Here is a 26,832-nt window from a genome sequence, read left to right as displayed (position 1 = left end):
CTCGCCCTTTGGGAGCGTGTCACTGAGCCGACTTCTTGCGTCAGACAACCGTTTTTCTTACAAAATAAGAAAGAGCCTGCTATTCCGCTTCGTTGTCTTTCTTGAATTCGACTCAGTGACCTCGCTCTGAATCAAGCATCTTGAAGTCACTTGGGTATAAATGAATAAAAGAGAGAATGGAGATGTTGTCGTTGCAAGGTCGTTTCACTGTATTTGGATGTATTGCTATTTTGGCCTGGAGCGGATTGTTAGGAATGACTCGCCTGGTTACAGAAAATCTTGGCGTTGTTGGGGGAGCGGCGGCTCTATATTCATTAAGCGCTCTCTTTTTACTCGTTGTTGTTGGTATTCCTAAACTGTCCCATTTTCCGCTTAGATACCTGCTGCTGGGTGGTGCGATGTTTGTGTGCTACGAAATGTTTCTTGCCCTATCCTTAGGTTACTCCCAATCTCGCTCTCAATCTATTGAAGTCTCGATTGTTAATTATTTGTGGCCAGCGCTAACGGTGTTATTTGCAATGCTAGGAAGCAATAAAAAAGTGAGTATTTTGTTGTATCCAGCTGTCTTGTTGGCATTCTTAGGTGTTGCTTGGACAGTTAGTGGTGAAAACGGCCTCTCATTAGGTACGCTGGTCCAGCATGTCAATAGCAACCCGATTGTTTATATCATGGCTTTTTCAGGAGCCGTAATTTGGGCGGTGTATTGTAATTTGACGCAGAGGCTACAATCCAAACATAATGCCATTACTATTTTTTTCATCGCGACAGCTGTATCACTTTGGATAAAATATTTTTTGTCTGATGAACCTGCAATGGCTTTTAACTGGTCAGGGGGTGTCTATTTGATTGTTGCTTCACTTCTGATGGCGGGTGGGTACGGTCTATGGAACATTGCTATCGTTGGTGGCAACATGGTCGTTCTTGCTACTTTATCTTATTTTACCCCTATTTTCTCAGCTCTATTTTCTTCAATTTTGCTCGGTGTCACCCTAAGCCCTAGTTTTTGGCAGGGAGTGGCTATGGTGACGACTGGCTCATTACTATGTTGGCTTGTGACTAGAGAGCGAAAGAAGGTCACCGATAAAGAGATAGCCATTGATCAGTAAGCAACATTTAAATGCAACTGAAGCTTAAACTGGTGTTTGGATAAGCGAGTTGTGAGTTGCTTTCTCGTATGCTCTAGGGTATCCAGTTTCAGTGTATTTTTGTCAACATGGACGTCAACATCGATTCTAAGTTCTTGACCCACTTTCGTGATCCCTGCCACTTTTAGGTGGTGCTCCGTGACTTTTTCAATCTCTGACACATCTTTCCCAACGCGTTGGCATAGTTCTTTGCTTGGTGACATCATTAACAGCTCACGCAGTGCACCAGCTAACATGTCGAAAGGAACTTTGAGGAAGTAGAATCCCATTAGAAGCATCATCACCGGATCGGCATACACGGCATAGCTTGACAAAGAAGTTAAAGATATTGTCCAAGCGACGATAAAGCCTACTGTTACGGCCACACTCAATAACGTGTCCATTTGCCATTGCTTTTTTTCAGCTTCAATCAAACCAGAAGAGAAGTGGCGACTTTTTTTAGCCATATACCACCAAGCGTAACCACAGCCAATGACGTTAACAAAGCCAAATATGGTGGCGATAGAAGTATCTATATCACTACCACCAGTTATCAGCGTCATAAAAGCGGAAAAAAGGGAGAAGATCACTACGATTAAAATAACTGTTGCTTTAATTGCGATAACAATAGGTTCAAGAACCGCTTTACCAAAAGGAAACGTTCCTTTAGAAGGCTTGTTTATATAATGAGATGCAGCAAGCGACAATAAAGTTAGCAGCAAGCTAACTAAAGAGTAAACACCATCGAAGACGATGACAATAGAGCCAACAAGTAAGCCGAGCACCATCCCGCCGATAGCAAAGCCAGAAGCTAGAAGGGCTGAGAAAGTTAGAACATGGTTTTCGTTTTTACTTGTCCGGTCACACATAAAAATGCCTTTTAAAATTTACATACTTACATTGTTCCCGTTAGTGTGCATTTAGGCAAATTAAAGTTGAGCAACTTTTGAACGCTTTTTGTGGGTTATTGGTGAAAAATATTGAATATCATTAGCTTATCGATAAAGTTTGGTGTCAGTAATTTTGTCGCTCAGTGATGTATACCCAAATAACCTCAAGATGCTGCGTTCAGCGAGATGACCTTAACTCTCAGGCGCGGCAACGATTAGAAGATATAGTGATTCTACATTGAGAATCGTTAACAAAGTCTGAGAGTTAAGGACACTCGCCCTTTGGGAGCGTATCACTGAGCCGACTTCTTGCGTCAGACAACTTGGAAAGAGCCTGCTATTCCGCTTCGTAGTCTTCCTTGAATTCGGCTCAGTGACCTCGCTCTGAATCAAGCATCTTGAGGTCATTTGGGTATATTTAGAAATCAAATAAGTATTCACTCAGTTTGTCGGCTAACCAGTTCATGGCTGGATGTTCATTTTGACCATTGGGCTCAAACATACAATAGTCTTCCTGTGTTAAGCCGTAGGTATGTTTAATTACAGCGAGCTTCTGTTGGCGTAAATAATGTCTGATCAATGGTTCAGGTAAAACGCCCCAAGCATCTTCTTCAAGTATTGTGTTTAACATGTAGTCAAAGCTGGAAAAGCCAATATATCTGTTGGAAAAAGGTTGCAGTTCGGGGTTGTCTTTTTCATTGAGGTAGACCATAAGTGCTTGCATCTGGTTTCTGAGCACGTCATCGGTCACTCTACCCATCTGATTTAAGCGATGAGAGAAGTGACAGACCGACATCATACGAATTTTACCGAGAGGGTTATACCTGATGTGTGGGTCATCTACGCGCTCGTAGTCAACACCGAAAGCAAAGTCAACTTGCTGCGTGGTTACTAAGCTTGCTAAATCTCCACTGGAAGCGAGAACCAAATTAAATGTTGTTGAAGGGTAGAGGTTATTTAACGTGTGTGATAGTTCCTGCCAAAGTTCATCGGGGAGTGAGTCATCACGAGCAATCCAAACTTCAGCGTTGAAACCTTCTGAGACTTGAGCACAGGTTTTTTTAATGCGTTGTTTGATCACTAACAGATGTTCACAGTCTTTCAAGATAGCTTTTCCAGCTTCTGAAAGTGTTAATTGATTGCCAGTGCGATTGAATAGTTCCACCCCAAGATCTTTTTCTAATGCTTTGAGTGACATACTGAGTTTGGTTCGATTACAGCCCAGTTGACGGGCAGCCTCAGAGACTGAACCGCACTCGGAGGTAGTACAAAAGGCTTCAACTTGCGTTAAGTTCATATTCAAACCTGTGATATCAGATTTTTAGTCAGCGATGAGAACGCTGTAATCAACGTAAAAAAGATTTACTTGGGTATAAGTGTACTTAAGAATCTTGTTGATCAAAGCACCATTCATAAAGGGTATCAAAAAAAAGAATATTGACCAGATAAGTTTATGGCGTTTTTACATTTTTACGGTACTCTATTGTGGTAAAACATGTGAACATGGAGGCAACAATGGCACAAAATTGGGATGATTTGGCGAAGGAGTGGGAATCAAATCCCGTGACAGAGCGTTTTGCACAGTCGGTGTTTACACAGCTACAAAGCATGATGGATCTTGATGATATCAAGGTTTTGGATTTCGGCTGCGGAACGGGGCAGCTAAGCCAATTGTTATCTCCTTTCGTGAAAGATATCGTTGCTCTCGATGCTTCAGAGGCAATGATCGAAGAGCTTGATAAAAAGGAGCTGATTAACGTGGAGCCGATTGTTGATGGGCTTACCCGTGGATTGGTCGCTCAGCACCCTGCATTTCGTACTCAATTTGACCTTGTTATTGCTTCTTCAGTCCTTCCTTTTGTTGAAGATCATGCTACTGCTTTGGGAATTTCTCAGTCCCTTCTGACTGATAATGGCTACTTCGTTCACTTTGACTGGATCCCAGATGATGCGACGGAAGGTTTCACGATAGAGCACTCAAGAAAGGCATTGAATAATGCAGGTTTTAAAGATGTTGAAGTAAGCAAAGTATTTGATATCTTGACAGACAATGGTAACGGCTCTGTGCTTATGGGAATTGGTCGTCGTTATCCTCTCTTCTAATGAATCAATAATGAGATCATTGAAGCCTAGGAATTGTCGATTTCTAGGCTTTTTTATATCTTCCTTTAAAGTGATTGCTTTTTAGGAGTGACTCGAGAGCTTTTGGGTGTGTACCCAAGCACCTTAAAGTCACTTGGTTATATATAAAATTTTTAGAAATTTAACGAATACTTACAGGTTCCTATACTTTAAATTAATGGAGGTAGCCCGTATTTATATTGTGGTTTTAACTGCCTAATAATCATAATTATTATCAATTTAAACGGTTGCTATGTCTTAAATGATCAATAGGCAATCATGCGGTATTGGTTGTTGTATTATTTATGGTTAATTCAATTGACGTTGTGAATTTATAAGATTAGAGTATTTGAAGTCATGAGGGTGGCAGTCTATATCTTCACCTTCATGTAGTTTGGGACAAGAAAAATAATTCTCATGGCGGCTTTAACTCTCTATTTGACTGTTAAAGCTAAAGAAATACGAGAAAAGCTATAAAATTTGAACGTAATAATCGGTTGAAAATCCGAATATCTCACTCATTTCTATAATAGCAAATCTAAAGGAAATTCCCTGGTTTTATAAAAAATTCTGACGATTTTTTATAGTATTGATAATATCAATTGTTTATCATGCTTGGCATAATGAAAACCAATGAAGCTTAAAGAGGTTTGTTACCGCATAAGTTAATTTTTATATAACGTAATGTTATATCTAGTTTTAAAGAATAATATTTAATACTTACTTGACTTAGTTTAATAGATATAGGTTTGTATGCTATATGCTATATGCTATATGCTATATGCTATATGCTATATGCTATATGCTATATGCTATATGCTATATAAGTATATTTAAGTTAATGTATCTGTTAAATAATAAGTTCTTGAATTTTAATTTGACTGGAAGAATTTACTTACAGTATCAATCTTTGATATTGGAACATTGTATTCCAATGTCAAGGAACGCCTGTTTATTGTTTTTTGTTTAATATAAAAATAACACTTCAATATAAAATATAGGAATAATTTAAATGAAAACTCCACTTAATCGAATCGCAATTGCTACTTCAGTACTATTTAGTGCATTTTCTGCTTCAGTAATGGCAAACCCAACAGCAGCAGATATGCAGCAAAATGAAACCAATGTTTATTTTACCGGTGAACTTGTAGAATCTGCATGTGGTTTATCACCAGACAGTGTTGATCAAACAGTTGAACTGGGTCAGCAACCGACTCACCTATTTAAAGAAAAAGGTGATCATTCAACACCTGTACCTTTTCAAATTAAGCTAATTGATTGCGATACGACAACAGCAAAAAAAGCAACTTTTACCTTTCTTTCAAACCCAGACAAAACAGGCCTGTTATTCAATGTAACAGGTGGTGCTAGAGGGGTTGGGGTTCGAATTTTCCATAATGGTGAAAAGATCGATAATGGCTCAGTAGCGGCAGAAAATAAATTAACGGATGGGACAAACATTGTTTCTTTCTCTGCTGCTTATGAAAGAAATGTGGACTCAAGTGGTACTGTTCCTGTTACTGCGGGTGTTGCAAAGTCTTGGGCATTATTACGCGTGGGTTACTTATAAAAATGAACTGAAACGCTCGCAAGGTTCAATCATATTTTCTGATTTCTAAGAGTGTTTTTTTCTGAGATTAAAGAGAGTCTAGTTATAAGGCTCTCTTTTAAATCGTGCTATTGGTTATTGATATGAATAAAATAATAATTAACATATTCATTGTTTTTTTTATGTCACCGTTTATCTCTTACTCTACCGAGTTTAATGAAAGCTTCATACGAAGCTCGAGTAAGATTGACTTGACGAATTTCTCCCAAAGTAACTTTGTCAATGATGGTGATTATCGAATGAATGTCTATCTGAATGGCTTGTTGATAAAAGAAGAGGTCATTGAGTATAAGAATAACCAACCTTGTATAGCTGATGAAGTACTGGAGCTTTTTCCAATTAATAAAGAAGGCGATATTGCGTATAGAAAAACAAAAATTCTGAAAAGGAATAAAATCTGTTATCAACTTGAAAAAGTTGAGTATACAAAGATAGTATCAGACCTTGGTAAAGGTAAATTAGAGATAACAACACCCCATAAGTTTATTGCTAAGGAATATCGAAATGGATTTGTTCCTGAACAATTATGGAATGATGGGATATCAGCTTTATTTTTTGACTACAATATTGACTATTTTACTATAAATCAAGACGATAAATGGAATAATAATCTATATCTATATGGAATAGCGGGCTTAAACTTCGATTCATTTCGGTTTCGTGCGAACTATCAATCTTCTAATGATCTGTCTGGAAAACTCACGTCGATATATGGATATACCCCAATTCGTAAGATAAAAGCAAAACTAACATTTGGTCAAACATCTTACAACTCAGATATTTATGGTATTTTTCCAATGAACGGGGTAAGGCTAGAAAGCCAACAACAGATGTTGCCATCGAATATTCGTGGATATTCACCAGTCATAGCTGGTACAGCAAGTATGGATGCCACGATTACGATTCGGCAAAATGGTAGGATTTTGGACATTGTTGATGTCAATGCAGGCCCTTATTTAATCGATGATCTAGCGCCAGAGACTGAAGGTATTTTGGATGTTGAAGTCAAACTTGCCAATGGTGAGGTACAAAGATATCAAGTCAATGGAGCAGATACGCTTTATTTGACTCGACCAAACCACCTTCGCTACCGTTTAACTGCAGGTATGCCAGAGAGCAATGTATATGCTTATACACCAGCATTTTTTGCCGCAGAAAGCACTTATGGATTGAACAATACAGTATCACTGTTCTCTTCTGCAATGTTGTCTGAAAAGTATCAGTCTCTCGCATTAGGCAGTGGATTTAACTTAGGTTCACTCGGTGCAGCTTCCATTGATTTGTCTCATGCTCAAGCATCGATGAAAAACGGTAAGAAAAGAGAAGGTGTATCGTTTGGATTCAGCTATAACCAAACACTGGAGCTATTTGGATCTGATGTCCGTTTCACTGGTGGATATCGAGCATACCAGAAGCATTTTTACGATTTCGATGTTTATTTGAATGCTTATGAGCAAAAAAGTGCTAATGGCAGTTTTCAATCTGATATGCGTCGCCAAGGTGAAGTTTACCTTACGGCTATGAAAAGCTTTGGTGCAACTCATGCTTATCTTTCATATACATCAAAAAACTACTGGGATCAGCGACATGACAGTGCTAGGTATGATTTGAATATATCTCATCCATTAAAGGTTAATGATATTAATCTTTACATAACAATGAGTGCTTACCAATCGGAGAACGCTTTTTCTAAGTTGGATGCACCATCAAGCAATGAGAGAGGCTGGTCAATCGGTGTGTCCATCCCAATTGGTAGTAATCATTATGTATCGACTCAAACACAGTTACTTAAAAATCGCCTTACACAAAATATTACTTATTCGAGCCATAATAGCCAAGATTTATCTCATTACAGGTTAAATTACGATGTGATAGATGGTGAATCACATGGGGTGAGTGGTCGTTATTCCAAGGATTTTCCATTTGTATCAACATCCATTGGTGGCAATTATCGAACGGATGATTACAAGCAGTTGAATGCAAATATGGCCGGCTCGGTGTTGTTCTCTCAATACGGCCTTGCCTACAGTGGTATCAACTCGGGCACCTCGCGTATGCTTATCGATTCTAATGTCGCAGGTGTAACGATCAATGGTAATGGCAGTGGCAATGAAAAAACCAATGCATTTGGTCTAGCAATTGTGAATGGTGTTACGCCATACCATAAAAATTACAGCGAAGTAGATTTCAAATCCTTGCCTGAAGATATTGAAGTGCTTGATAGTATCCAAAGTATTGCTTTGACAGAAGGTGCCATAGGGTATCAGCACATTAGAGCACGTATTGGCAGCAATTTTATGGCATTCCTGACAAGTGAACAGGATATTCCATTTGGTGCTCAAATTGTTGATGAAGTACTTGAACAAGAAATTGCGGTGGTTGGACAAAATTCAATGGCGTATTTGATTGGGGTGAATAAAGACTCGAAGATAAAAGTGTCTTGGGGACAAAATCAAAGTTGTCATCTTATTATTAATGACGATGTGCTGAACAATCACGAATCTCCTCGTTATGTAGAATGCCTTTAATTTACAGGTGAGTAACCTCAGATGTTTTGAATCAAGCACCTTGAGATTACTTGGATATATAAGCAAAGATAAATAGAGTATTGCCTTTTTTGTGGCTGTACCGAATAGTAATTGGAATAAATATGCAAAACTTAACAAAGCTAATATTATTATACCTAGTCATGACCACGTCAGCGAGTGCAGCTCTTGCTCTTGATCGAACTCGAGTTATTTTTGAACAAGATTCAAAGCTGGAAACAATAAAAATAAAAAATCCGGCAGATAAGCCATTTCTAGCTCAATCTTGGTTAAGTGATATCAATGGGGAAGAAGCGAATAATGAATTTGTCGTGATACCGCCAGTAATGAGAATAGAAAGCAATGACTATGCGATTCTTCGTATCAAAGCATTGCCACTCATTGAAAATCTCCCAAAGGATCGAGAGAGTGTATATTATTTACATGTTAGAGAAGTCCCACCAGCTAAGAGTTCAACCAACTCTGATAATAAAAAAAATGTAGGCTCAATTCAGATTGCAATTGAATCTGTGATAAAGTTTTTCTATCGACCAAGTGCTTTGAGTTCTATTAAAAATGTGGATAGACATATCATGAACTCCACAAAGATTATTAGAAATTCAAATAATACTATTGATATAGAAAATGGCTCCCCATTTTATGTTACTTTATCAGAGTTAAAGGTCGGAGACTCAAAAGAAGCTGCGAATTTTAAGCCAACTATGATGGCACCATTCAGCCGCCAATCTTTTAAAGTTGGAAAAAATAGAACTTATACTCTCAGCCATATTAATGATTATGGCGCAACAGTAACGAATACTTTTGACTGTAAAAAAAGTAATGTCTGTTTAGCACAAGAGAAAGAGTAAAATGAAGAGAATATTATCGCTTCTATCTATTTTGGTATGCAGTGTTACTTGCAGTTCTTCTGCTTTAGCTTTAGCTTGTTATAGTGCGCAAAGCGGTGGCAGCTTTGGTGGTAAAGGACCTGGAGGAGTGACTGAATTTAAGATAGATCCCTCTGCTTCAGTTCCTATTGATGCCCCTGATGGTCAAGTGGTTTGGCGAGGGCCTACACAGACGGTGACCGTGACGTGTTATAAAGATGCAACACACTATTACGGATTAATGACAGAGATTGAGCAAGTCTATTTTTGGCCAGGCAGAACGGGTAATACAAGCGTAGCATCTATTCCTGGAGTAAAGATTGGGTTTCGCTATAAAGGGAGAGATATATACGGCGTGAAAGTACCTGTTGATGGATTTATTGTGCCCAACTGCAAAAGTGATGATGATTATCATTATTGTGAAAGAAAGACTAAAACAACAAGAACGATCACTTATCAGCCTATAATAGTAACCGGACCTGGTACTTTTTCTGGTTACAGAAACCCGGTTAATATCTTTCAGTTAGATGGTGAGCACGGCTATAACAAAAAATACGAAAATTACAGAAGTGTGATTGGTAATATGGGACTTCTAAAACCGTCTAAATGCCTAGTCGAGTTAGAAGTTCAAAATGATAATGTTGATTACGGTGTTATTAGTATCGGTGCGAGTTTCAATGAAGTGACTCAGCCTTTAACTATTGTTGTTAAAAACTTAAAACATACATCAGAATGTCCATCGGTAAAACTTCGGGGATACTTTAATAATGTCCGTTCACCTGGGAACAAAAATTATATTCCAGTCTTTGATGAAAATGGTAATAGAATCACGTCATTTGCGATTGAGTTATATACCCCTGATGGCCAAAAAGTCATACTTAATGAACCCATTGGAAATGGCTTTGAGATTGAACGTATTGGTTATGATAGATATTTAGCGAAACTTGTCCCTCTTGATCCTAATAATATTAAGAAAGGTAAGTTTAATGGTGTAGCGGTTTATACGGTTTCTTATTTATAGGTAATCACAGTGCAAGAGAAAAAAAACTTATTATTAACATTGGTACTCATTGTTAGCTTTAACACACTTGCTAATAACGAGGATCAAGATGAAAGCTGGGTTAACACGCTAACTTCTAACGGCTTATACTTTCAAGTCACAGGAGGTGGTGCATTCCCCTTTAGTAATGACAGTAAAGATGGAAAATCGCTGACTAGCCTAAAATATAACCTCGGCCTTTCACTACAAAATATGGATATTGAACTTGGATATCGCCATTTTGCTGTAAGAGATATCTTGGATATCGGAGGCGTTGATGTCTTTACCAAGCATACTTGGCAGTTATGGTCTTCTGGCGGTCTCTATGCTGGAGCTGGTGGCTATGTATATCAAACTGAAATGGATAAGACTGAAAAAAAACCAGCATGGGAAAAAAGGGCTTTCTCTCCTTATATCGCTGTTGGAGGGTACTATGAATTGAGTGAATATATTGATGTCTCCTTACAGCTCGATAGTTTTTTTAATGTCGCAGGTGGAGACTGGAAACACCGAACTGATGATAAAAAAACACTCAATCAAGTCAGTTTATCTTTAACATTGCGTCCTTGGGATAGAACAATCTCTCCAGCTCAACCTATAACGCAAGTCTTGCCTGAGCCGCAAGAAAAGGCGATTAACTTAGCTGAATTGAGCCCTTTATATCGCTATGATGAAGCAACACTCAATAATGAAATGAAAGCGTTACTCAAATCGTTAATTGTTAAGATAAACCAGCTTGAACACTATGAAGTTGTCATTACTGGAGGGGCAGACAGTAAGCCTCGGTATATGGCACATAATATCAAGTTAGCCGAAACAAGAGCTAAGATTGTGGCGGACTTTTTGATATCACATGGCATAAAAGCAAGGGCGATTCGATTAGAAACCGCTATTGTTACGACAAGCGAGAAACAAGCTGATGCCATTGATGCACGCAAAGTAGAGATCACAGTCAACGGTACTGAACGAGTCTCACCTTAACACTTGATAGACGGTAATCCTTGAAGCGAGTGGGGCTACACTAGCCCCTCATTTAAAACGTATCTTAAGGTTCACTTGAATATCCCTAAAGTCTCTATCACGTACCTTCAGATTTATCGATGAAAACGATGGAATGGGGTGCTTTACTTGTCGTCAATCGCTTTGAGTCATGCTCAGCATCTTAATTTCATCCAATATTTCAGGGTTTGCAATTGCTCCCATATTTTCCACCTGCTTACCATTAACAACGGCTTTTACTGCTAATTCCACGAGTTTTCCCGAACGTGTTTTGGGTATGCCAGAAATTGCAAATATTTTACTGGGAACATGTCGTGGAGAGCAGGCCATTTTAAGCTTGGTTTTGATGGTTGAGATGAGCTCTTCATTCAGTTCAAACCCGGAAGAAAGTTGGACGAATAGCCAAATTTGTTCATTTCTATTCACTTCTTTACCTATAGCAATCGAATCTACTACGCCTTCAATGGTATTCACTTGTTGATAGATCTCGGCTGTGCCAATCCTCACGCCTCCTGGGTTTAATAGAGTGTCACTGCGTCCGTAAAAAACAAATCCATCAGATAGATTTTGTTGTACGTCGTCCCCGTGATGCCATATGTTGTCAAATTTGTCCCAATAGGCGTGGTGGTAGCGTTCTCCATTATCACCCCAAAAACCAATGGGAAAATTCGGTAGAGAATTGGTACAAACCAGTTCACCACGCTGTTCAATCAATGCATTCCCTTGCTGATCAAAAACCTTAGCGTTAACGCCTAATCCAGCGGCTTGGCATTCCCCTCTAATGACAGGAGATATCGGGTTGCCAAGTACGAAGCAACCACAAATATCGGTTCCTCCTGATATAGAGGCGAGATGAATATCGTTCTTAACGCTTTGGTAAACATAGTCGAATTGATCGGGATACAGGACCGATCCCGTTGAACATAGCGTTTTCAATCTTGGTAACGAATAGTGCTCGCAAGGAGAGATATTTTTTTTCTGTAATAGCTCAAGGTACTTCGCAGATGTACCAAATAGAGTGACGTCTGCTCTTTGAGCAAAATCCCATAAAACCTCAGTTTTAGGAGCGACAGGACTGCCATCGAAGATGATCAAGCTTGCTCCAGTAGCGAGTGAGCTAACATGCCAATTCCACATCATCCAACCACAAGTTGTATAATAAAAAACACGATCATGGCGCTGGATATCGCAGTGCAGTTGATGTTCTTTTAGATGATTAAGAAGTGTTCCGCCTGCAGAGTGAACGATACATTTTGGGTGTCCGGTGGTTCCTGAAGAATACAAAATAAACAGTGGGCTATTAAAACTTACTGGCTCAAAATGCAATGGGGCGGGGACAAACTCGTTGATGAGAGTGTGCCAGTGAGTTGTCTTGTTGGTTGTGGTTTGGGTTTCGGAGCCAAGATAATCAATGAGGCAAACATTTTTTAATTCAGGGAGTTGTTCAATAATTTGTTTGTTTTTCTCCAACATAGTGAATGTTTTGCCGTTAAAAGGGTAGGCATCGCAGGTAAATAAAACCTTTGGCTTCACTTGTCCAAAACGTTCAATCACGCTGTCGACGCCAAAATCTGGTGAAGTGGAGGTCCAAATTGCGCCGAGACTTGTGGTTGCGAGCATGGCAATGACCGACTGTGGAATATAAGGTAAGTAACCAGCAACCACATCACCTTTTTCTACTCCACATTCTTTGAGCCACTGCTGGATGCTAGAAACTTGTTGTGATAACTCTTGCCAAGTAAACGTTTGTTGATGTCCTTGTTCATTTTCAAACCAAATAGCCATCTCGCTTGGCTGTAAGGAGGAAAATTGAAGTAAGTTTTCAGCGTAGTTTAAATGAGCTTCTGGGAACCAGATGGTGTCTCTATTTGGTATTGGATCTTGCCATCGAATCGGGCCCTGCGCTTTGATGACAGGAACAGGGGACGCGATAAGACCGCAATAATCCCAAATGGCTTGCCAAAAAGTTTGATCATTCTCTAGCGACCATTGGTGGAGATCCGAATAGGTTGTGAATTTCGGTAAGTTTAGATGCTTGATAAATTGTGTAATTTGAGCTTGAGCAATACGCTTTTCGTCTGGCTGCCAGATTATGGAGTTCTCGGACATACTTACCTCTGATAACATTTTATTAACAGTTGTGAGTGTGTCTATAAGCTCAAGTAAAGTCAACCAAGTCCGATAAACCAAAACCTTCAATGCCTGGTAGTAAATCAGCTACTTATTGTTTTATGTAAACAAAATGTTACACCGTGATTTGTTTTAGATCGTCAACGGAGTATTGGAAGGTGAAAAGAGTCTAGATAGGCTTAATGTAATGAAATTGTTATCGGAGATGTTGAATGACCCAATATCACTCAAAGCCTGTTGCTCAGGATGGTAGGGTAGAGTGGAGCCAAGAAGAGGATGCCATTTGGTGTGATTTAATGACTAGGCAAATGGCTGTCATCAAAGACAGAGCCTGTAAGGCTTATTTAACAGGTTTAGAGCTTCTCGATTTATCCTGTGAACGTGTCCCTCAGTTACCGGAAGTGAATCGTGTTCTTAAAGCAACCACTGGCTGGCAAGTTGAACCGGTTCCTGCCTTGATCGACTTCGATCGTTTTTTTAACTTGCTCGGTAACAAGCGCTTTCCTGTCGCGACATTCTTAAGAACAAGGCAAGAGTTTGATTATTTACAAGAGCCTGATTATTTTCATGAGATTTTTGGTCATTGTGCCATGCTCACCAATCCAGAATTTGCCGCTTTTACAGAACATTATGGCCAGCTTGGCCAAAGAGCGACCCCTAAACAAAGAGCTTATCTTGCGCGTTTGTACTGGTTCACGGTTGAATTTGGCTTAGTCAAAGAAGGCAGTCAAACAAAAATCTACGGTGGGGGGATATTATCTTCACCAGGAGAGACCATTTACTCACTAGAGAGTGAGCAAGCGATGAGAGCCTCTTTTGATTTGCAGACAGCATTAAGAACACCTTATCGCATTGATATCATGCAACCCAAATACTTTATGATTGAGGGGCTTTCTCAGTTATTCGAACTCAGCAAAATTGATTTGCTTGAACAAGCCGACTTTGCAATTGAAGCTGGCTTACTCCCACCACTTTTTGAACCTAAGGAATCTAACCATGTTAAATGAACAAAAATGCCAAGCATGTAGCATTGATGCTGTTGCTTTGGGTAATGATGAACAGCAAACATTACTGATGGAACTAGAAGAGTGGCAAATTATTGAAAGAGATGGGATCCCTCAACTTGAAAAAGTGTACAAGTTTAAGAACTTCAAGCAAGCTTGGGCATTCAGTAATCAGATCGCTGAATTAGCTGAAGAGGAATTCCATCATCCTTCTATCCTACTCGAGTGGGGTAAAGTCACAGTAACTTGGTGGAGTCACTCAATCAAAGGACTGCATCAAAATGACTTTATTTGTGCGTCTAAATGCGATGTTGCTTTTGTTGCAAACTGATTTTTAGAACAAGTTACCCCCAAGTAACCTCAAGATGGTTCTTAAGTACTATTATTTTCTTACGCAATATTAGGTTCTTATGCACTATTAGGTTATTTGGGCTATTCAATCGGCGCTTTTTCCAAGCATTGACGGCATACACAGGCTTGTTTTTCTTCCTCAATGGGGAACGTACGAGATTCAACGTCAAAACACCAGCATGTTTCCTTACCAGCAGAGATTCCACAGTACGTCTGCTTGTCACAACTTGGACAAGCATGAGTAGCGGTTATTCCAGTAATTTCTGCTATTGTGGCGTCTCTTTGCTGGTCTGTCTTAGTATTCCACGTAACAATCTCTTCGATTGTGCGATGACAACCAGAACATATCCCACCGTTATTTTTACAGGCTGCGCGACAAGGTGACTTCATGTTTCCTCATTATCTATGCTAATTTGGGGCTTTTCAGGGAGTGAGTCTTTCAGTATCCTCAAATCCTTTGGGCATCATACGTTGAGAAGTGATGTTCGTCATCCATGATTTAAAATTCTTCTCAATTCTGAAATGCTTGAGGAAGTTCCAATGCTCGAAAAAGAAAATTTGATCAAATTGGCAAGAATGCCGATGCCTTTTGGTAAATATGCAGGGCGTATGTTGATTGATCTTCCGGAAGAATACCTTCTCTGGTTTGATAAGAAGGGGTTCCCAGAAGGGGAGCTAGGTGATTTGTTGAAGCTTTGCCTTGCACTGAAAATTGAAGGGTTAGACAGTGTGGTTAAACCTTTAAAGCGCATGTAACCTGCCACAGAAAATCCCCATGTTTAATTAAAAGACTTATTATGAATTTTGATATTGATGCACTGAAACACCACCAATTGGTCGAAGATGGTCAACTAGAGGGATGTTATATTCATCAACCCGCTCAAGGCAGTCAGCAAGGTGATAAAGCTGTTTTGGCAGAACGCCAAGTCTTGGAACAGATGGGATATAAGGTTATACAGGTTAAAGCTAAAGGCGGGACAACCACGTTTGCCGAGGCGATGCAACAGCTTGTTAACAAGACTCATCACCAGTTCAAGGAATAAGTGAGAGTGGCCTGCCACAGCTGCCTAAGTTCTTCCGCGATACCATATGTTTTACACATGGAGGCAAAATGAGAATAGTTGAAGCTGATAGCTCAATGAAAGAAGCGGTAGGTCAATTCTACAAAGAACAAGGTTACCACAGTGCCTGGTCTGATTCTGAAAGAGCATTTATATGTCTTGATGGTGATGCGATTATAGGTTCTGTGAAAGTTGAGCGTATCAATGACGTTACAATTCTGAGAGGTATGTACATTGCTAGCGACTTTCAAGGTCAAGGTTTAGGGCTAAAGTTCTTGAAGCACATTGAACCTGTTCTAAATTCGCATGTAGGCTATTGTATGCCGCTAGCTCACGTAACAGATTTTTACACGCACATTGGTTTCAAAGAAGTTGAAGAAAGTCAGTATCCTGAGTTTCTTCAACAACGTTGTGAAAAGGATCGTGAAATGGGTTATTCAATAACAACAATGCGGCGTGAAAAAATTGGCTAACAAAAGACTGTGGTTTCAGAGCCTTTTTCTAATCCATATTGAACGCGTTAGGACGTAAACTCTAACGTGCTTCTGTCCGTGCGACCTGAAGTCGCATGAAGCGTTGTTCACCGCTTTATGAATGAACCATTTGTATCACCAGATGAACCTACGAGCCTGAATAAAGCAGTGGCCTGGACAATGTAACGAAGAGTGATACGAATCACTCGGGAACTGAATCGTAAGAGGGTGATCCTCCTGATAACCACATGAATCGTGTGAGTGCTAGGTAGTCAGTATGATGACAAAGAGACAAGCACGTCACTCGTGGGTTGAACCTGTTCCAACTGCTTTATTTCGCGAACCTCTCCGCTCGTGTCTTCCTCAATCTGTGGCTTAACCAAGCCAACACAAAATACAAACAGAGTATTTTCCGTAGTCTTGGTCACGTGTCACAATCGGGGCTAGGGCTTCGCTCTGCCTGCCTAGTGAATTCCAGGCGTTTTACTGCCTTTATTTTGTGATACCCGCTTAACAGCAAGAAGTTTTGCTGAGCGCGAGTGAGTTAGTATCCACTGCAACGCTTTCGCTTTGCCGTGTTTACCTTCTCGTGTTGCCTTTGCAATACGCATCTGAAGCTTTAATACGTGGGCTTCAGCGGATTTCCAGTCGATAGACTGCCACTGAGCACCGTCAGAAGAGGCACTAATCTCTTTTGAAATCATCATTTGCGTTTCTCCTTGAATAAAGTTCTTCAAATTATCTTGCAACGGAAGACCAGTCGGAAGTCAGCTCACTTTCGTGCCAGATACAAACCTGTATCTGCATCGTTACAATGCAGCCTTCGCTTTTTCCAACATCCTCTACCTGCATCACTATCGGTCGCAGAGACTTTCCCAGAGGGAGTGATACAGGCTTACCGTGTTCCGTATGTCGCGCAATGTCAGTTTAGATGCCCGCTATGGTGCGGAGAGTTCAGCGATCACGAAAGAGCATGGGGCAATCTCTTTCCGACTCTCGTGCCTTTTGGCTACAGCGTATTAACCACTTCCGCTGTTTCATCATATAACGCACCTTACGCAGATTCACTTATGTTCATCATGCTGACTACCTAGCACTCACCCGATGTTGTGGTTATCAGGAGGATCGTCCTCTCACGACTTCAATCCCGATTGGAAAATACCAACCTTAGTTACATTGTCAGAGCCGCTACTTTATTCAGGCTCCTAGGTTCATCTGGTGATACAGATGGTTCACTCGTTGAGCGGTGAACAGCGCTTCATACGACATCACGTCGCACACCCCATTCAAAGTTAGAAATAGGGATCATGCTTGTATCGAATATCTGTTTACCATAATTATTCTAATGATACTGTTGATTTCAATTTAGCCTTTCACGTGTTATGGGTTTGTATTTAAGTGATTGATTTTATGGATAATAAAAATTAATTAAGAAATAAATATCTATTATGTTCATATAGTGTATAGTGTCGGCAGCTCAAGCGGTGAGTTATTGATAATATATTTAGTTCAAGCTCTTCTCAGTTTTTATTCGATTAAATTCGTCATATTTATCCTGCGATACCTTTTTCTTCATTCCTTATTTAGTAGCTTTCTTTTTAACTTAATCAATGTATCGAGATATATTATGTCAAATAAAACAACTGGCTCAGTAAAATGGTTTAACGAATCTAAAGGTTTTGGATTTATCACCCCTGATAACGGCGGTTCTGACCTATTTGTTCATTTCAAATCAATTGTTAGTGAAGGCTACAAAACATTATCTGAAGGCCAAAAGGTTTCTTTTGTTGTTGAGCAAGGTAACAAAGGTCCTCAAGCGGGTAACGTTACGTTAGTGTAAGACATTTCTAAAAGTCTCTTCTGTCGAGGAGACTTTTGTACTTTATGTTTAATAAAGATTCCGAAAGTTCGAAATACGAATAAAAATCAACTTTGGGAGCAATAAGATAAGAAGTAACATGAGAAAACCAGTAAGAAAATCAAGCAAAAAAACACAGAAAAACAACTTCGAAGAACGATTCTCTGCGATGGTAAAAGAATACCAAGAAGCGAAAGAAATTCTCGAGTCTATGACTGAAGGTTCATCAGAATATTTAACACAGAAAAAAGCATGCGATAAACTTTTTGCAACCGCTGAACGATACATCAATAAAAAATAGTGAATTGAAATGGCTTTATTCTAACCTGAATAAAATCACCTAAAATTATTTTGCTTAAAATCGCTACATTTTTAAAAGCCTGAGTCTCAGTTTTTTGCAATCGTTGGTTCAATCCGTGTTGATCTCATTTAGAAAAGTCATTGAATTACTGTTGCCCATTTATGTTCTGACTTGTGTAGTATCATTGTTGTTTTCATCGCCAATATGAACGCGGCGCGGAATTCAGTAAGCCACCAAAAATAGGATGATATATGAACAAGTTACCTAAATCGACACAAAAGCAGAAGCAATTTAGCATTAATCCGAAAGGGAAAGGGATTAAACGGATACCAGAAGAGTTGAAAACAATGGGTGTTCGCAAACGCATAGAAGAGATTGAGGAACAAAAAAAATGGGATAAGGAGTGGGGACTATGAGCTCAAGAAACCTCTCTGAGCTTATCAATACGACACTCCTCTTACATTCCGAAAAGCTGAGCAACTTGGACCGAGATATGCTTACAGGTTTACGAGATCAATTTAACAGTGAGCAAGCCTTGTCAGACAAACAAGTTAAACTGTGTCAAAGGCTACTACGAAAAACGAATCAAACCTGTGTATTTATTCACGACGTTCCAAACGAATCATGATTGCTAGCCAACGTCAGTCTTTACTGCTATCTACCCAGTCATCATCAAGCGTCATCCGACTTAGCATCTGATCCATTAAATCTTTAATCTCAATTCGCATTGCGCCCTCTGGCGCATGATGCTCAGCTGAGCGCTTGGCGTTCGTTAGACTTTTCATGAAGATAGCTTCGCTATCCATCACGGCGTGTTTCGCGTTGAAGTAAGTGACCTGATAGGTCGGCATAGTATTATTCCTTTTATGGAGATGTGATGATGTGACGCTTTCAATATAGCATTGTTTCACTCTAAATGTTCGAACTGACTAGGTAAGTAACTGATTATCAAGGAGTATGGACGGGAAAGGTACATCGCACAATGGCTATTACCTCAGCCTTATCCACAAACCTGCTTCATCGCCCCCATTGGTTAAGCAACTTAACGTCCCGCTTGCCATATATGATGTGTACCCCAGATATGTCGTGGTTGCTACTCCCAAAGCTCAACGATTTGAAAGAACTGCTTTTTTATGGGCAACCTTGTGTGGGTTAAAGTTGAATTTTAACTTGTTGCAGTTTCTGCTCAGAAGTGCCCCTAAGCCACTTAGACTAAATGCTCTGCAAAATCTAGGAGCGTGCGTTTGCCATCTATAAACCAAGCCATGCTTTAAACAGCTTCAAAGATAATCCCAATTGAATGTTTGTTATGTTCACTCATCATTAATACATGTGTTTAAAGAGATGGAATTGAGGCTATCTACTTTATTACTGGAATCTAACGTTATAATTCGATAAGAAATACCACGTTTCAATAGATATCTAGTTTCCTCTTTCTCACAAAATTCGATAGCGACTTGCTCAACTAGACTATCCATATCAACAAATTTGTTTTTGGTAAAAATAAGAGAAATGTTATTCGTATCTGACTTGGCTTGTACTAATGTTAATGCTCCTATTTTTTGTGGGAGTCGGCTTGAAATAATCGTTGCTCTATAATCAGATAACTCATTTGGTAGCATTTGATTTGATAAACAACCGTTCAGAAGAATGATGATAAATAGTACGAATGTATTACGATGTTGATTCAAGAAAAACACTCCCTCTTGAACTATTTCTAGAGTTATAATTGTGAAAAACTTTATACATTGAGTTAGATGACATAGCCGACAAAAATGCACTGTAATCGAGAGTGAATTGAACTTTCGTTCCAACGGTTAAGGGCTTTTGGGAAGTTTCGAGAATTAAGTGATCACTGCTTGACGACAAAATGTTCATATCATATGGAGCGATAAGCCCCGCCACACAAACATCTTGACGGCCCAGGGCGAGAATTGCCTGCGAAACAGCAACCCCACAATGTGTCATTCTTTGTATATTTTCCACTCTAGAATCACCAAGCATACTTGCTCCAGCATCAACCAGAATGTGCACAATGATAGGATGACCTAAACAGGACTTTGTAACCGGTGTGACTGAGACATTTTTTAAAGCAAGTGTTTCAATAAGAAACTTAGCGTTGTGGTGAATTTTTGAACAGTCAATATTTAATTTCGGGTAACTCACCTTTGCTCTGATATTTTGTTTTCTAACAAAGGATAGGTCGACAATACCATCTGAAGCAGTTGTTCTTTAGATTGAGATAATGGATCTGTCACAGGTAGGTCAAACTCAGCAGAATAAAAACTAATTTCGGAAATAATCTCATCTGAAGACATCCCTTCATGATTCAGAGTTAGCCCGATAACTGTAGTATTGGAGAACGCCTCTATGAGGTTTATCTCACAGGCAACGGAAGGCATCGGCATATCTGGGAAATCTATGCGATACATACGTTTAGGCGCATGTTGTAGAATAACACTAGTCGGACAACTACCACGTAATATAAACGAGCTGGTAGAGAATGCAGGATGACTCAGTGCTCCCTGTCCTTCAATAATAATGATATCTGGATTCTCTGCTTCATACGCTTTAACAATGACTGCTTCTAGCTCCCCAGCACAAAATTGAGAGGGGACAGCATCTAATGCCACACAATAAGGAGCACCTTGTATAATGCCCGTTTGTCCCGTCGCTATCATAACAACATTGAGACCCTTATTTCTTAACTCATTCGCCAGTATCGTCGCAGTCGTTCTTTTCCCCAATGCGCAGTCCGTTCCCATTATCGCAATTCTTGGACACTGAACAGTGTGTATTTTGCCACTAAATAATTGCAGTTCTCCCTTGCTCTTGGGTCTACGAATATCAAGAATATGAACATTATTTTTTAAGCTGGCTTCACGAAAAACAGGGTCATCATTTAAGAACTCATGTAAGCCATTCACTATATTCATATTTAATGACATAGCATCGAGAATAATTTGCTTTTCAGAATCTGAAAGAAAACCTTTTGACGGTGCTATCCCAAAAATAAAGTAATCAGGAACTGTTTCTGCCTGAATAATGGCTTCTTCAATATTGGCCACAATAGGAATATGATTTTTCGTACCATAAAGAACTTCACCGGAATCTAAGCTAGCTAGCTCACTATCAATGACAGATAAAATGCGATAATTGTGGGAGTGCCTTACCAAACCATTCGCTGTCTTTCCGTCAGTTTTATTAAAGTTACCTTCACAGTAAATAATTGCAGAGGGAGTCGTCGGATTAACTTTATGACAAAGTGGCGTCCAAGGTTCCGGACGAGTTGGGCTATGGTCGTTTTTTATATGTTCGGTTCTAGTTAATTGAAAGATGTTTCTTAACTTTCTAGTTGAAATTGACATAATTAAAGCCTGCAGTAAGGCTTAGGGGGGCTACTAAGGAGTGCCGAGATGTGAGTTCGGAAAAGAAAAGAAGTCCCTACTAAGCGGTAGGGTGAGCAACCATCTTAACACACTTCCAAGACTTTTGTTGGTTATTATTAATACACTTTCGGCGTCTATCACTTTAAGACTTCTTGTTCAACACTTCCATATCAACCTCTAAGGTTTAAAGTTTCAGATACTTTTTCTAATATCAGTTGAGTGGGTCAGAGCTTTTAGTGTAACGCGTTTTTGTCCGTGCGACCTGAAGTCGTATGAAGCGTTGTTCATCGCTTTATGAATGAACCATCTGTATCACCAGATGAACCTACGAGCCTGAATAAAGCAGCGGCTCGGACAATGTAACGAAGAGCAATTTTAAATTGCTCGGGATCGAAATCGTGAGAGGCAGATCCTCCTGATAACCACGTGAATCGGGTAAGTGCTAGGTAGTCAGTATGATGAACGTAAGTGAATCCATGAAAGGTGCGTTATGCTACGAAACAGCGGAAGTGGTTAATACGCTGTAGCCAAAAGGCAATGAGAGTCGGAAAGAGGTTGGACAATACTCTTTCGTGATCGCAGTGCTCTCCGCACTATAGTGGGCATCTAAGCTGATATTTTACGTGACATACGGAACAGGGTAAGCCTGTATCACTCCCATTGGGAAAGTCTCTGCGACCGATAGTGATGCAGGTATAGGAGGTCGGAAAAAGCGAAAGCTACATTGTAATGATGTAGATACAGGTTCTGCCTGACTACGAAAGTGGGCCCACTTCCGACTGGTCTCCCATTGCGAGAGAATTTGAAGAACTTTATTTAAGGAGAAAAGCAAATGATGATCTCGAAAGAGATTAGTGCATCTTCTGACGGTGCTCAGTGGCAGTCTATCGACTGGAAATCCGCTGAAGCGCACGTATTAAAGCTTCAAATGCGTATCGCAAAAGCAACGAGAGAAAAGAAATACGGTAAGGTGAAATCCTTACAGTGGCTCTTAACGCATTCTCGCTCAGCAAAACTTCTTGCTGTCAGGCGAGTCTCACAAAACAAAGGCAGTAAAACGCCCGGAATTGATGGCGTTATCTGGAACACGGATGCACGCCGTACGAAAGCGGTTAATCAACTGAGCCGCAAGGCTTACTCTGCAAAACCACTCAAACGTATCTACATCCCCAAAAAGAACGGTAAGCTCAGGCCATTGGGTATTCCATGCATGATTGATAGAGCGCAACAAGCCCTCCACCTTCTAGCATTAGAACCAGTGTCCGAAACGCTTGCCGACCTCAATAGCTATGGGTTTAGGCCAAATCGCAGTACGGCTGACGCCGTCAGTCAGTGTTTCAAATGTTTGGCTCTAAAGCGATCAGCGAAATGGGTTCTTGAGGGAGATATTAAGGCTTGCTTCGACAAAATCGGGCATCAATGGCTTATCGACAATATCACGGTTGATAAACGTATGTTAGAGCAATGGTTAAAGTCTGGCTATGTGGATAAGGGTCTGTTCTATGATACCGATGAGGGTACACCTCAAGGTGGAATAATCTCTCCAACCTTGATGCTAATGACTCTCGCGGGAATAGAGCAACAAATAAAATCTACAGCTCTGAAAATGGGTGCTAGGGCCAACTTTATTGGTTATGCGGATGATTTCGTAGTCACCTGCTCTTCAAAGGAAGTGCTAGTGAACGATATCAAACCGTTGATTGCTGACTTTCTGGCAGAAAGAGGGTTAACCCTCTCCGAAGAGAAAACGAAGGTCACTCATATTGATGATGGCTTTGACTTTCTGGGTTTCAGTCACAGGAAGTACAAAGGGAAATTGCTCATTAAACCGAGCAAATCTAACACGCTGTTATTTCTTAGAAATCTACGTGAACTTATTAAAAAGCACGCAACCATCCCTGTTAACGATCTTATCAAGTTGATAAATCCGAAACTTAGAGGGTGGGCGAATTACTATCGCCACTGTGTTGCTAAACAAGTATTCGGGTATGTCGGCCACAAACTATTCCAAGCGTTATGGCACTGGGCAGTTAGACGTCATCCAACCAAGTCTAAAGACTGGGTTGTTCATAAGTATTTTCTCAATCGTAAAGGCCAGTGGCAATTTCACGGTTGGCAGAAAATCATGGACATGGACTGTCACTTCAATCTGTTCCAAATAGCTAAAGTGCCCATCGAGCGACACGTAAAAATCAGGAATGCGGCGACCCCTTTTGACCCTCAATACCAAGAATATTTGGTGAAGAGAAAATCTAAAAGGCTAGCTCGTAACTCTTGGAACGAGCCTGTCCCGACTGCGTTATAAGTTGCTGGGTATCAAATGGTGCCTTAGTGGAGGCTTGAGCCGTATGCAGTGAAAGTTGCACGTACGGTTCTTAGAGGGGCGGCACTTGGTAACAAGTGTCGTCTACTCGACAAAGTGTGCTGATAGGCTATGAAATACGAAAAATGCCCCAAGCTTGTTAGGGGCTCTTTATGAAACAATACAATCGCCAACTATTATTCGTTGGCGACTGTTCAATAAGTTACACCATCTATTTTTGCGTCGAGAATCTTGCTTGATAAGGCGTCAATTCATTCCCTTCCATCGTTAAGGAAGCGTAGAGATTAGGTCTACGACCTCTGATCCAGCGTCTGCCTGTACACATATTTAGATCTTTCGCATTGAGATCGGCAATAACCATATCATTATCGACGCAGTCCGTTTCAGCGATAATTTCGCCATAGGGATTGAGTATCATCGCATTACCCGTTCTAACTTCATCCATATCAACCCCAACACCGTTACTAAAGATCAGGAACATGCCATTGTCATGGGCACGCGCGGGTAGCCAACGCATTAACCACTTTCTTCCTTTAGAACCTTGCATTTCAGAACGAATCGACTCTGGGTCTTGTTTACGATTATGCCAAAGTTGGGGATCAATCACCCCCATCGCATTAGGGCTGCGAGAGTTCGTGCCGCCTGTTTGATGAGGCGCAACTAGAATATCAGCTCCCTTTAATGCTGTTATTCGAACATTCTCAACTAAATTATTATCCCAGCAAATCAGGATACCTACACGGCATCCATGCGGCGTATCAAATACAGTGTATTCATTACCACTTCTCATGTGTTCGCTGACAAACGTATGCAGCTTTCTGTGTTTGGCTATCTGACCATCAGGCATTGCCATTACATAAGAATTGTAAAGATTTCCGTCCTTATCCTTTTCAATTAAACCTGCGCCGATACTGAGTTGATATTTTTCAGACATTTCTAGCAAGCGTTGAGAAGTTTCTCCTTGCGGGATGAACTCCGACAACTCCTCGATCTCTGACTTTTGCAGTGTTGAAACATGCCAGTAACCAGTAACACACATTTCAGGGAAGACAATGATTTTTACTCCTTCTTTAGCAGCCATTTCTACATAACTTTGAATGATCGATAAGTTGTAATTTTTATCGTTCGCATGGTGGTTAAATTGAACAGTGGCAACACGGATATCTTTCATGATTGTTCCTTTTTTTCGGTGAATATCCGTCATTTTAAAAAGCTCATTCGATTCCGTATAATGAATAAATTTCCCATTAACAATGAGTACATGGAATGGATTTGGATGATTTACACACATTCTGTCAATTAGCAAAAGATGGTAATTATCGAGTAGCTTCAGAGCACTTACACATTACTCAGTCAGCTTTAACCAAGAAGATTCAACGTCTTGAGGCTTTTTGTGGCGTGGTTTTATTTGAAAGAGGAAGACATGGAGCCAGTTTGACGGCGGCAGGAGTTGCTCTTTTACCTGAAGCGCAGCGAATTGTTTCAAGTTTTGAATCTTATAAATGTCTAACCCAACGAGTTGCCAAGGGCATTGTAGGAAACCTCAATATAGGTTTTGGTATATCTTCTTACCATCTTGCACCAGATTACATAGCTAAGTTTAAAAAACACTACCCAGAGATCCACATTACGCTGAACGATATACCATCTCAAAAACAATCGGAATTCTTACTTCGAGGGGAGCTTCATCTCAGTTTTAGTCGACTACCAGCTGTAGCCCCGCTGAAAGGCGTAAAGCTCTGTACAGATCACTTAGTGCTTGCGACGCATAGAAGCCAAATTATAGACAAAAACAAATTGTGGTTTTCATTAGATTCAATCGATTATTTACAGCTTAATCCTGAGCGAGGTAAGGGGCTAAGCCAACAAATAAACATGCTATTAGAGGAGCATGAGAAAAAGCTGAATGTCGTTCAAGAGGCTGATGATATTCAAACATTGTTGGCACTAGTCTCCGCAAATTTGGGCTTCACTATTGTTCCTGCAAGTGTAAAGCATATTGCGAATGAGCATGTCGCTTTTTGGGAACTGTCAGGGGTAAATAGTTCATGGGATGTTGGCCTAATTTGGAATGAGCAGTTAGAGAGCTTTGCAAAAGATAACTTCATTCAATTTGTTGAGAAGATGCCAATTGAACGTCTTTGATTTTATAGGTTTGCTGTAACTCATTTTTGTCCGTGCTACCTGAAGTCGTATGAAGCGTTGTTCATCGCTTTATGAATGAACCATTTGTATCACCAGATGAACCTACGAGCCTGAATAAAGCAGCGGCTTGGACAATGTAACGAAGAGCGATACGAATCACTTGGGATCTGAATCGTAAGAGGGTGATCCTCCTGATAACCACATGAATCGGGTGAGTGCTAGGTAGTCAGTATGATGACAAAGAGACAAGCACGTCACTCGTGGGTTGAACCTGTTCCAACTGCTTTATTTCGCGAACCTCTCCGCTCGTGTCTTCCTCAATCTGTGGCTTAACCAAGCCAACATAAAATACAAACAGAGTATTTTCCGTAGTCTTGGTCACGTGTCACAATCGGGGCTAGGGCTTCGCTCTGCCTGCCTAGTGTTTTCCGCTCTATGGCTCTGCTGAAAAGTGGGGCTAAACACCCTTCTAAAAGACATTCTATGTATTCCCTCTAGCTTACTGCTGAACGCAGTCACCCCCTTGAATATTTGAATAATCTAATGATCTAAATCAAGCACTGAAATATGCGCTTTGTAGTACATTCCATGCCGCAAGAATTT

General features: G+C 40.2%; 27 protein-coding genes and 1 pseudogene. 18 read left to right on the top strand and 10 right to left on the bottom strand.

Annotation, left to right across the window (positions count from 1 at the left end; all coding sequences use genetic code 11):
• Nucleotides 1-182: 182 nt before the first annotated feature.
• Complete coding sequence (gene yddG, locus BS333_RS18720; protein WP_033004609.1) at nucleotides 183-1,106, top strand: aromatic amino acid DMT transporter YddG; 924 nt, start codon at nucleotides 183-185, stop codon at nucleotides 1,104-1,106.
• Here the strand turns inward: yddG and BS333_RS18715 are convergent.
• Complete coding sequence (locus tag BS333_RS18715; RefSeq protein WP_021711928.1) at nucleotides 1,100-1,993, bottom strand: cation diffusion facilitator family transporter; 894 nt, start codon at nucleotides 1,991-1,993, stop codon at nucleotides 1,100-1,102. The genes yddG and BS333_RS18715 overlap by 7 nt on opposite strands.
• 439 nt (nucleotides 1,994-2,432) lie before the next feature.
• On the bottom strand, nucleotides 2,433-3,311 hold the full coding sequence (locus tag BS333_RS18705) for a LysR family transcriptional regulator (RefSeq protein WP_021711646.1): 879 nt from the start codon (nucleotides 3,309-3,311) through the stop codon (nucleotides 2,433-2,435).
• Nucleotides 3,312-3,529: 218 nt separating this feature from the next.
• Here BS333_RS18705 and BS333_RS18700 point away from each other — a divergent pair, with 218 nt between their 5' ends.
• From BS333_RS18700 to BS333_RS18675, 6 genes are all read left to right on the top strand, one after another.
• Nucleotides 3,530-4,117 carry a class I SAM-dependent DNA methyltransferase gene (locus BS333_RS18700; protein WP_021711647.1) on the top strand — a complete coding sequence of 196 codons (588 nt, stop codon included), beginning with the start codon at nucleotides 3,530-3,532 and terminating at the stop codon, nucleotides 4,115-4,117.
• A gap of 1,030 nt (nucleotides 4,118-5,147) precedes the next feature.
• The gene (locus BS333_RS18695) at nucleotides 5,148-5,705 is read left to right on the top strand and encodes a fimbrial protein (RefSeq protein ID WP_021711648.1); all 558 of its coding nucleotides are present in this window, start codon (nucleotides 5,148-5,150) and stop codon (nucleotides 5,703-5,705) included.
• Between the two features lie 122 nt (nucleotides 5,706-5,827).
• Nucleotides 5,828-8,272, top strand: coding sequence for a fimbria/pilus outer membrane usher protein (locus BS333_RS18690; protein ID WP_033004480.1), 2,445 nt, complete (start codon nucleotides 5,828-5,830; stop codon nucleotides 8,270-8,272).
• A 122-nt stretch (nucleotides 8,273-8,394) separates the two neighbouring features.
• The gene (locus BS333_RS18685) at nucleotides 8,395-9,138 is read left to right on the top strand and encodes a fimbrial biogenesis chaperone (RefSeq protein WP_021711650.1); all 744 of its coding nucleotides are present in this window, start codon (nucleotides 8,395-8,397) and stop codon (nucleotides 9,136-9,138) included.
• A gap of 1 nt (nucleotide 9,139) precedes the next feature.
• Nucleotides 9,140-10,177 carry a fimbrial protein gene (locus tag BS333_RS18680; protein ID WP_021711651.1) on the top strand — a complete coding sequence of 346 codons (1,038 nt, stop codon included), beginning with the start codon at nucleotides 9,140-9,142 and terminating at the stop codon, nucleotides 10,175-10,177.
• 9 nt (nucleotides 10,178-10,186) lie between these two features.
• Nucleotides 10,187-11,176 carry an OmpA family protein gene (locus BS333_RS18675; protein WP_021711652.1) on the top strand — a complete coding sequence of 330 codons (990 nt, stop codon included), beginning with the start codon at nucleotides 10,187-10,189 and terminating at the stop codon, nucleotides 11,174-11,176.
• Nucleotides 11,177-11,329: 153 nt separating this feature from the next.
• Here the strand turns inward: BS333_RS18675 and BS333_RS18670 are convergent, their stop codons facing one another.
• Nucleotides 11,330-13,303 (bottom strand): acetoacetate--CoA ligase, encoded by a 1,974-nt coding sequence (locus BS333_RS18670; protein ID WP_021711653.1) that lies wholly within the window; start codon nucleotides 13,301-13,303, stop codon nucleotides 11,330-11,332.
• Nucleotides 13,304-13,536: 233 nt separating this feature from the next.
• Here BS333_RS18670 and phhA point away from each other — a divergent pair, with 233 nt between their 5' ends.
• Together phhA and BS333_RS18660 are read left to right on the top strand one after the other, a co-directional pair.
• Nucleotides 13,537-14,331 (top strand): phenylalanine 4-monooxygenase, encoded by a 795-nt coding sequence (phhA, locus tag BS333_RS18665; RefSeq protein WP_021711654.1) that lies wholly within the window; start codon nucleotides 13,537-13,539, stop codon nucleotides 14,329-14,331.
• A complete protein-coding gene (locus BS333_RS18660) occupies nucleotides 14,321-14,659 on the top strand; it encodes a 4a-hydroxytetrahydrobiopterin dehydratase (RefSeq protein ID WP_021711655.1) in 339 nt (112 codons plus the stop codon). The genes phhA and BS333_RS18660 overlap by 11 nt, the downstream gene beginning before the upstream one ends.
• Before the next feature lie 101 nt (nucleotides 14,660-14,760).
• Here BS333_RS18660 and BS333_RS18655 read toward each other — a convergent pair whose 3' ends face one another.
• Entirely contained in the window at nucleotides 14,761-15,069 is a 309-nt protein-coding gene (locus BS333_RS18655; protein WP_021711656.1) for a cysteine-rich CWC family protein, read from the bottom strand.
• Between the two features lie 150 nt (nucleotides 15,070-15,219).
• Between BS333_RS18655 and BS333_RS18650 the strand changes: the two genes are divergently transcribed.
• From BS333_RS18650 to BS333_RS18640, 3 genes are all read left to right on the top strand, one after another.
• Nucleotides 15,220-15,435, top strand: coding sequence for a DUF3820 family protein (locus BS333_RS18650; protein ID WP_021711657.1), 216 nt, complete (start codon nucleotides 15,220-15,222; stop codon nucleotides 15,433-15,435).
• Between the two features lie 41 nt (nucleotides 15,436-15,476).
• Nucleotides 15,477-15,722, top strand: a complete 246-nt coding sequence (locus tag BS333_RS18645) for a hypothetical protein (protein WP_021711658.1) — start codon at nucleotides 15,477-15,479, stop codon at nucleotides 15,720-15,722.
• 68 nt (nucleotides 15,723-15,790) lie between these two features.
• A complete protein-coding gene (locus BS333_RS18640; protein ID WP_021711659.1) occupies nucleotides 15,791-16,213 on the top strand; it encodes a GNAT family N-acetyltransferase in 423 nt (140 codons plus the stop codon).
• A gap of 470 nt (nucleotides 16,214-16,683) precedes the next feature.
• Here BS333_RS18640 and BS333_RS22225 read toward each other — a convergent pair.
• Nucleotides 16,684-16,920, bottom strand: a pseudogene (locus tag BS333_RS22225) (reverse transcriptase N-terminal domain-containing protein); the annotation flags it as partial.
• A 920-nt stretch (nucleotides 16,921-17,840) separates the two neighbouring features.
• Here BS333_RS22225 and cspE point away from each other — a divergent pair.
• The 4 genes from cspE (at nucleotide 17,841) to BS333_RS18620 (ending at nucleotide 19,000) form a co-directional block, all read left to right on the top strand.
• Nucleotides 17,841-18,053, top strand: coding sequence for a transcription antiterminator/RNA stability regulator CspE (gene cspE, locus BS333_RS18630; RefSeq protein WP_021711661.1), 213 nt, complete (start codon nucleotides 17,841-17,843; stop codon nucleotides 18,051-18,053).
• A gap of 118 nt (nucleotides 18,054-18,171) precedes the next feature.
• Nucleotides 18,172-18,372, top strand: coding sequence for a hypothetical protein (locus tag BS333_RS18625; protein ID WP_021711662.1), 201 nt, complete (start codon nucleotides 18,172-18,174; stop codon nucleotides 18,370-18,372).
• Nucleotides 18,373-18,623: 251 nt separating this feature from the next.
• On the top strand, nucleotides 18,624-18,788 hold the full coding sequence (locus tag BS333_RS22210) for a hypothetical protein (RefSeq protein WP_021711663.1): 165 nt from the start codon (nucleotides 18,624-18,626) through the stop codon (nucleotides 18,786-18,788).
• Nucleotides 18,785-19,000, top strand: a complete 216-nt coding sequence (locus BS333_RS18620; protein WP_021711664.1) for a hypothetical protein — start codon at nucleotides 18,785-18,787, stop codon at nucleotides 18,998-19,000. Before BS333_RS22210 ends, BS333_RS18620 begins: the two co-directional genes overlap by 4 nt.
• 13 nt (nucleotides 19,001-19,013) lie before the next feature.
• Here the strand turns inward: BS333_RS18620 and BS333_RS18615 are convergent, their stop codons facing one another.
• From BS333_RS18615 to BS333_RS18595, 4 genes are all read right to left on the bottom strand, one after another.
• A complete protein-coding gene (locus tag BS333_RS18615; RefSeq protein ID WP_021711665.1) occupies nucleotides 19,014-19,223 on the bottom strand; it encodes a hypothetical protein in 210 nt (69 codons plus the stop codon).
• A 462-nt stretch (nucleotides 19,224-19,685) separates the two neighbouring features.
• Nucleotides 19,686-20,072, bottom strand: coding sequence for a type II secretion system pilot lipoprotein GspS-beta (gspS2, locus tag BS333_RS18605; RefSeq protein WP_227739128.1), 387 nt, complete (start codon nucleotides 20,070-20,072; stop codon nucleotides 19,686-19,688).
• Nucleotides 20,047-20,538, bottom strand: coding sequence for a type III PLP-dependent enzyme domain-containing protein (locus BS333_RS18600; RefSeq protein WP_021711667.1), 492 nt, complete (start codon nucleotides 20,536-20,538; stop codon nucleotides 20,047-20,049). The genes gspS2 and BS333_RS18600 overlap by 26 nt, the downstream gene beginning before the upstream one ends.
• Nucleotides 20,535-21,740, bottom strand: coding sequence for an N-acetyltransferase DgcN family protein (locus BS333_RS18595; protein WP_021711668.1), 1,206 nt, complete (start codon nucleotides 21,738-21,740; stop codon nucleotides 20,535-20,537). Before BS333_RS18595 ends, BS333_RS18600 begins: the two co-directional genes overlap by 4 nt.
• 853 nt (nucleotides 21,741-22,593) lie before the next feature.
• On the opposite strand from BS333_RS18595, the gene ltrA reads away from it, so the two are divergent.
• Nucleotides 22,594-24,066 carry a group II intron reverse transcriptase/maturase gene (gene ltrA, locus BS333_RS18590; RefSeq protein ID WP_101903951.1) on the top strand — a complete coding sequence of 491 codons (1,473 nt, stop codon included), beginning with the start codon at nucleotides 22,594-22,596 and terminating at the stop codon, nucleotides 24,064-24,066.
• A gap of 229 nt (nucleotides 24,067-24,295) precedes the next feature.
• On the opposite strand, the gene BS333_RS18580 is transcribed toward ltrA, so the two are convergent.
• Nucleotides 24,296-25,288 (bottom strand): nitrilase family protein, encoded by a 993-nt coding sequence (locus BS333_RS18580; protein ID WP_033004090.1) that lies wholly within the window; start codon nucleotides 25,286-25,288, stop codon nucleotides 24,296-24,298.
• A 62-nt stretch (nucleotides 25,289-25,350) separates the two neighbouring features.
• Here BS333_RS18580 and BS333_RS18575 point away from each other — a divergent pair, with 62 nt between their 5' ends.
• Nucleotides 25,351-26,229: a LysR family transcriptional regulator gene (locus BS333_RS18575; RefSeq protein ID WP_021710526.1), complete on the top strand. Its 879-nt coding sequence runs from the start codon at nucleotides 25,351-25,353 to the stop codon at nucleotides 26,227-26,229.
• Nucleotides 26,230-26,832: the final 603 nt, after the last annotated feature.

This window comes from Vibrio azureus, assembly GCF_002849855.1.
Lineage (GTDB): Bacteria > Pseudomonadota > Gammaproteobacteria > Enterobacterales > Vibrionaceae > Vibrio > Vibrio azureus.
The sequence above is the reverse complement of the archived record's forward strand: the minus strand, read 5'-3'. Positions and strand labels throughout refer to the sequence as shown.

What these genes read in the sequence shown, in the direction of transcription:
- BS333_RS18580 (WP_033004090.1), bottom strand. Translation starts at nt 25,288, where the DNA reads ATGACGGATATTCACCGAAAAAAAGGAACAATCATGAAAGATATCCGT.
- BS333_RS18695 (WP_021711648.1), top strand. Translation starts at nt 5,148, where the DNA reads ATGAAAACTCCACTTAATCGAATCGCAATTGCTACTTCAGTACTATTT.
- BS333_RS18615 (WP_021711665.1), bottom strand. Translation starts at nt 19,223, where the DNA reads ATGCCGACCTATCAGGTCACTTACTTCAACGCGAAACACGCCGTGATG.
- BS333_RS18705 (WP_021711646.1), bottom strand. Translation starts at nt 3,311, where the DNA reads ATGAACTTAACGCAAGTTGAAGCCTTTTGTACTACCTCCGAGTGCGGT.
- BS333_RS18595 (WP_021711668.1), bottom strand. Translation starts at nt 21,740, where the DNA reads ATGTCAATTTCAACTAGAAAGTTAAGAAACATCTTTCAATTAACTAGA.
- BS333_RS18670 (WP_021711653.1), bottom strand. Translation starts at nt 13,303, where the DNA reads ATGTCCGAGAACTCCATAATCTGGCAGCCAGACGAAAAGCGTATTGCT.
- BS333_RS18685 (WP_021711650.1), top strand. Translation starts at nt 8,395, where the DNA reads ATGCAAAACTTAACAAAGCTAATATTATTATACCTAGTCATGACCACG.
- BS333_RS18655 (WP_021711656.1), bottom strand. Translation starts at nt 15,069, where the DNA reads ATGAAGTCACCTTGTCGCGCAGCCTGTAAAAATAACGGTGGGATATGT.
- yddG (WP_033004609.1), top strand. Translation starts at nt 183, where the DNA reads ATGTTGTCGTTGCAAGGTCGTTTCACTGTATTTGGATGTATTGCTATT.
- BS333_RS18575 (WP_021710526.1), top strand. Translation starts at nt 25,351, where the DNA reads ATGGATTTGGATGATTTACACACATTCTGTCAATTAGCAAAAGATGGT.
- BS333_RS18645 (WP_021711658.1), top strand. Translation starts at nt 15,477, where the DNA reads ATGAATTTTGATATTGATGCACTGAAACACCACCAATTGGTCGAAGAT.
- BS333_RS18715 (WP_021711928.1), bottom strand. Translation starts at nt 1,993, where the DNA reads ATGTGTGACCGGACAAGTAAAAACGAAAACCATGTTCTAACTTTCTCA.
- BS333_RS18640 (WP_021711659.1), top strand. Translation starts at nt 15,791, where the DNA reads ATGAGAATAGTTGAAGCTGATAGCTCAATGAAAGAAGCGGTAGGTCAA.
- phhA (WP_021711654.1), top strand. Translation starts at nt 13,537, where the DNA reads ATGACCCAATATCACTCAAAGCCTGTTGCTCAGGATGGTAGGGTAGAG.
- BS333_RS18625 (WP_021711662.1), top strand. Translation starts at nt 18,172, where the DNA reads ATGAGAAAACCAGTAAGAAAATCAAGCAAAAAAACACAGAAAAACAAC.
- ltrA (WP_101903951.1), top strand. Translation starts at nt 22,594, where the DNA reads ATGATGATCTCGAAAGAGATTAGTGCATCTTCTGACGGTGCTCAGTGG.
- cspE (WP_021711661.1), top strand. Translation starts at nt 17,841, where the DNA reads ATGTCAAATAAAACAACTGGCTCAGTAAAATGGTTTAACGAATCTAAA.
- BS333_RS18700 (WP_021711647.1), top strand. Translation starts at nt 3,530, where the DNA reads ATGGCACAAAATTGGGATGATTTGGCGAAGGAGTGGGAATCAAATCCC.
- BS333_RS18680 (WP_021711651.1), top strand. Translation starts at nt 9,140, where the DNA reads ATGAAGAGAATATTATCGCTTCTATCTATTTTGGTATGCAGTGTTACT.
- BS333_RS18650 (WP_021711657.1), top strand. Translation starts at nt 15,220, where the DNA reads ATGCTCGAAAAAGAAAATTTGATCAAATTGGCAAGAATGCCGATGCCT.
- BS333_RS18690 (WP_033004480.1), top strand. Translation starts at nt 5,828, where the DNA reads ATGAATAAAATAATAATTAACATATTCATTGTTTTTTTTATGTCACCG.
- BS333_RS18660 (WP_021711655.1), top strand. Translation starts at nt 14,321, where the DNA reads ATGTTAAATGAACAAAAATGCCAAGCATGTAGCATTGATGCTGTTGCT.
- BS333_RS18620 (WP_021711664.1), top strand. Translation starts at nt 18,785, where the DNA reads ATGAGCTCAAGAAACCTCTCTGAGCTTATCAATACGACACTCCTCTTA.
- BS333_RS22210 (WP_021711663.1), top strand. Translation starts at nt 18,624, where the DNA reads ATGAACAAGTTACCTAAATCGACACAAAAGCAGAAGCAATTTAGCATT.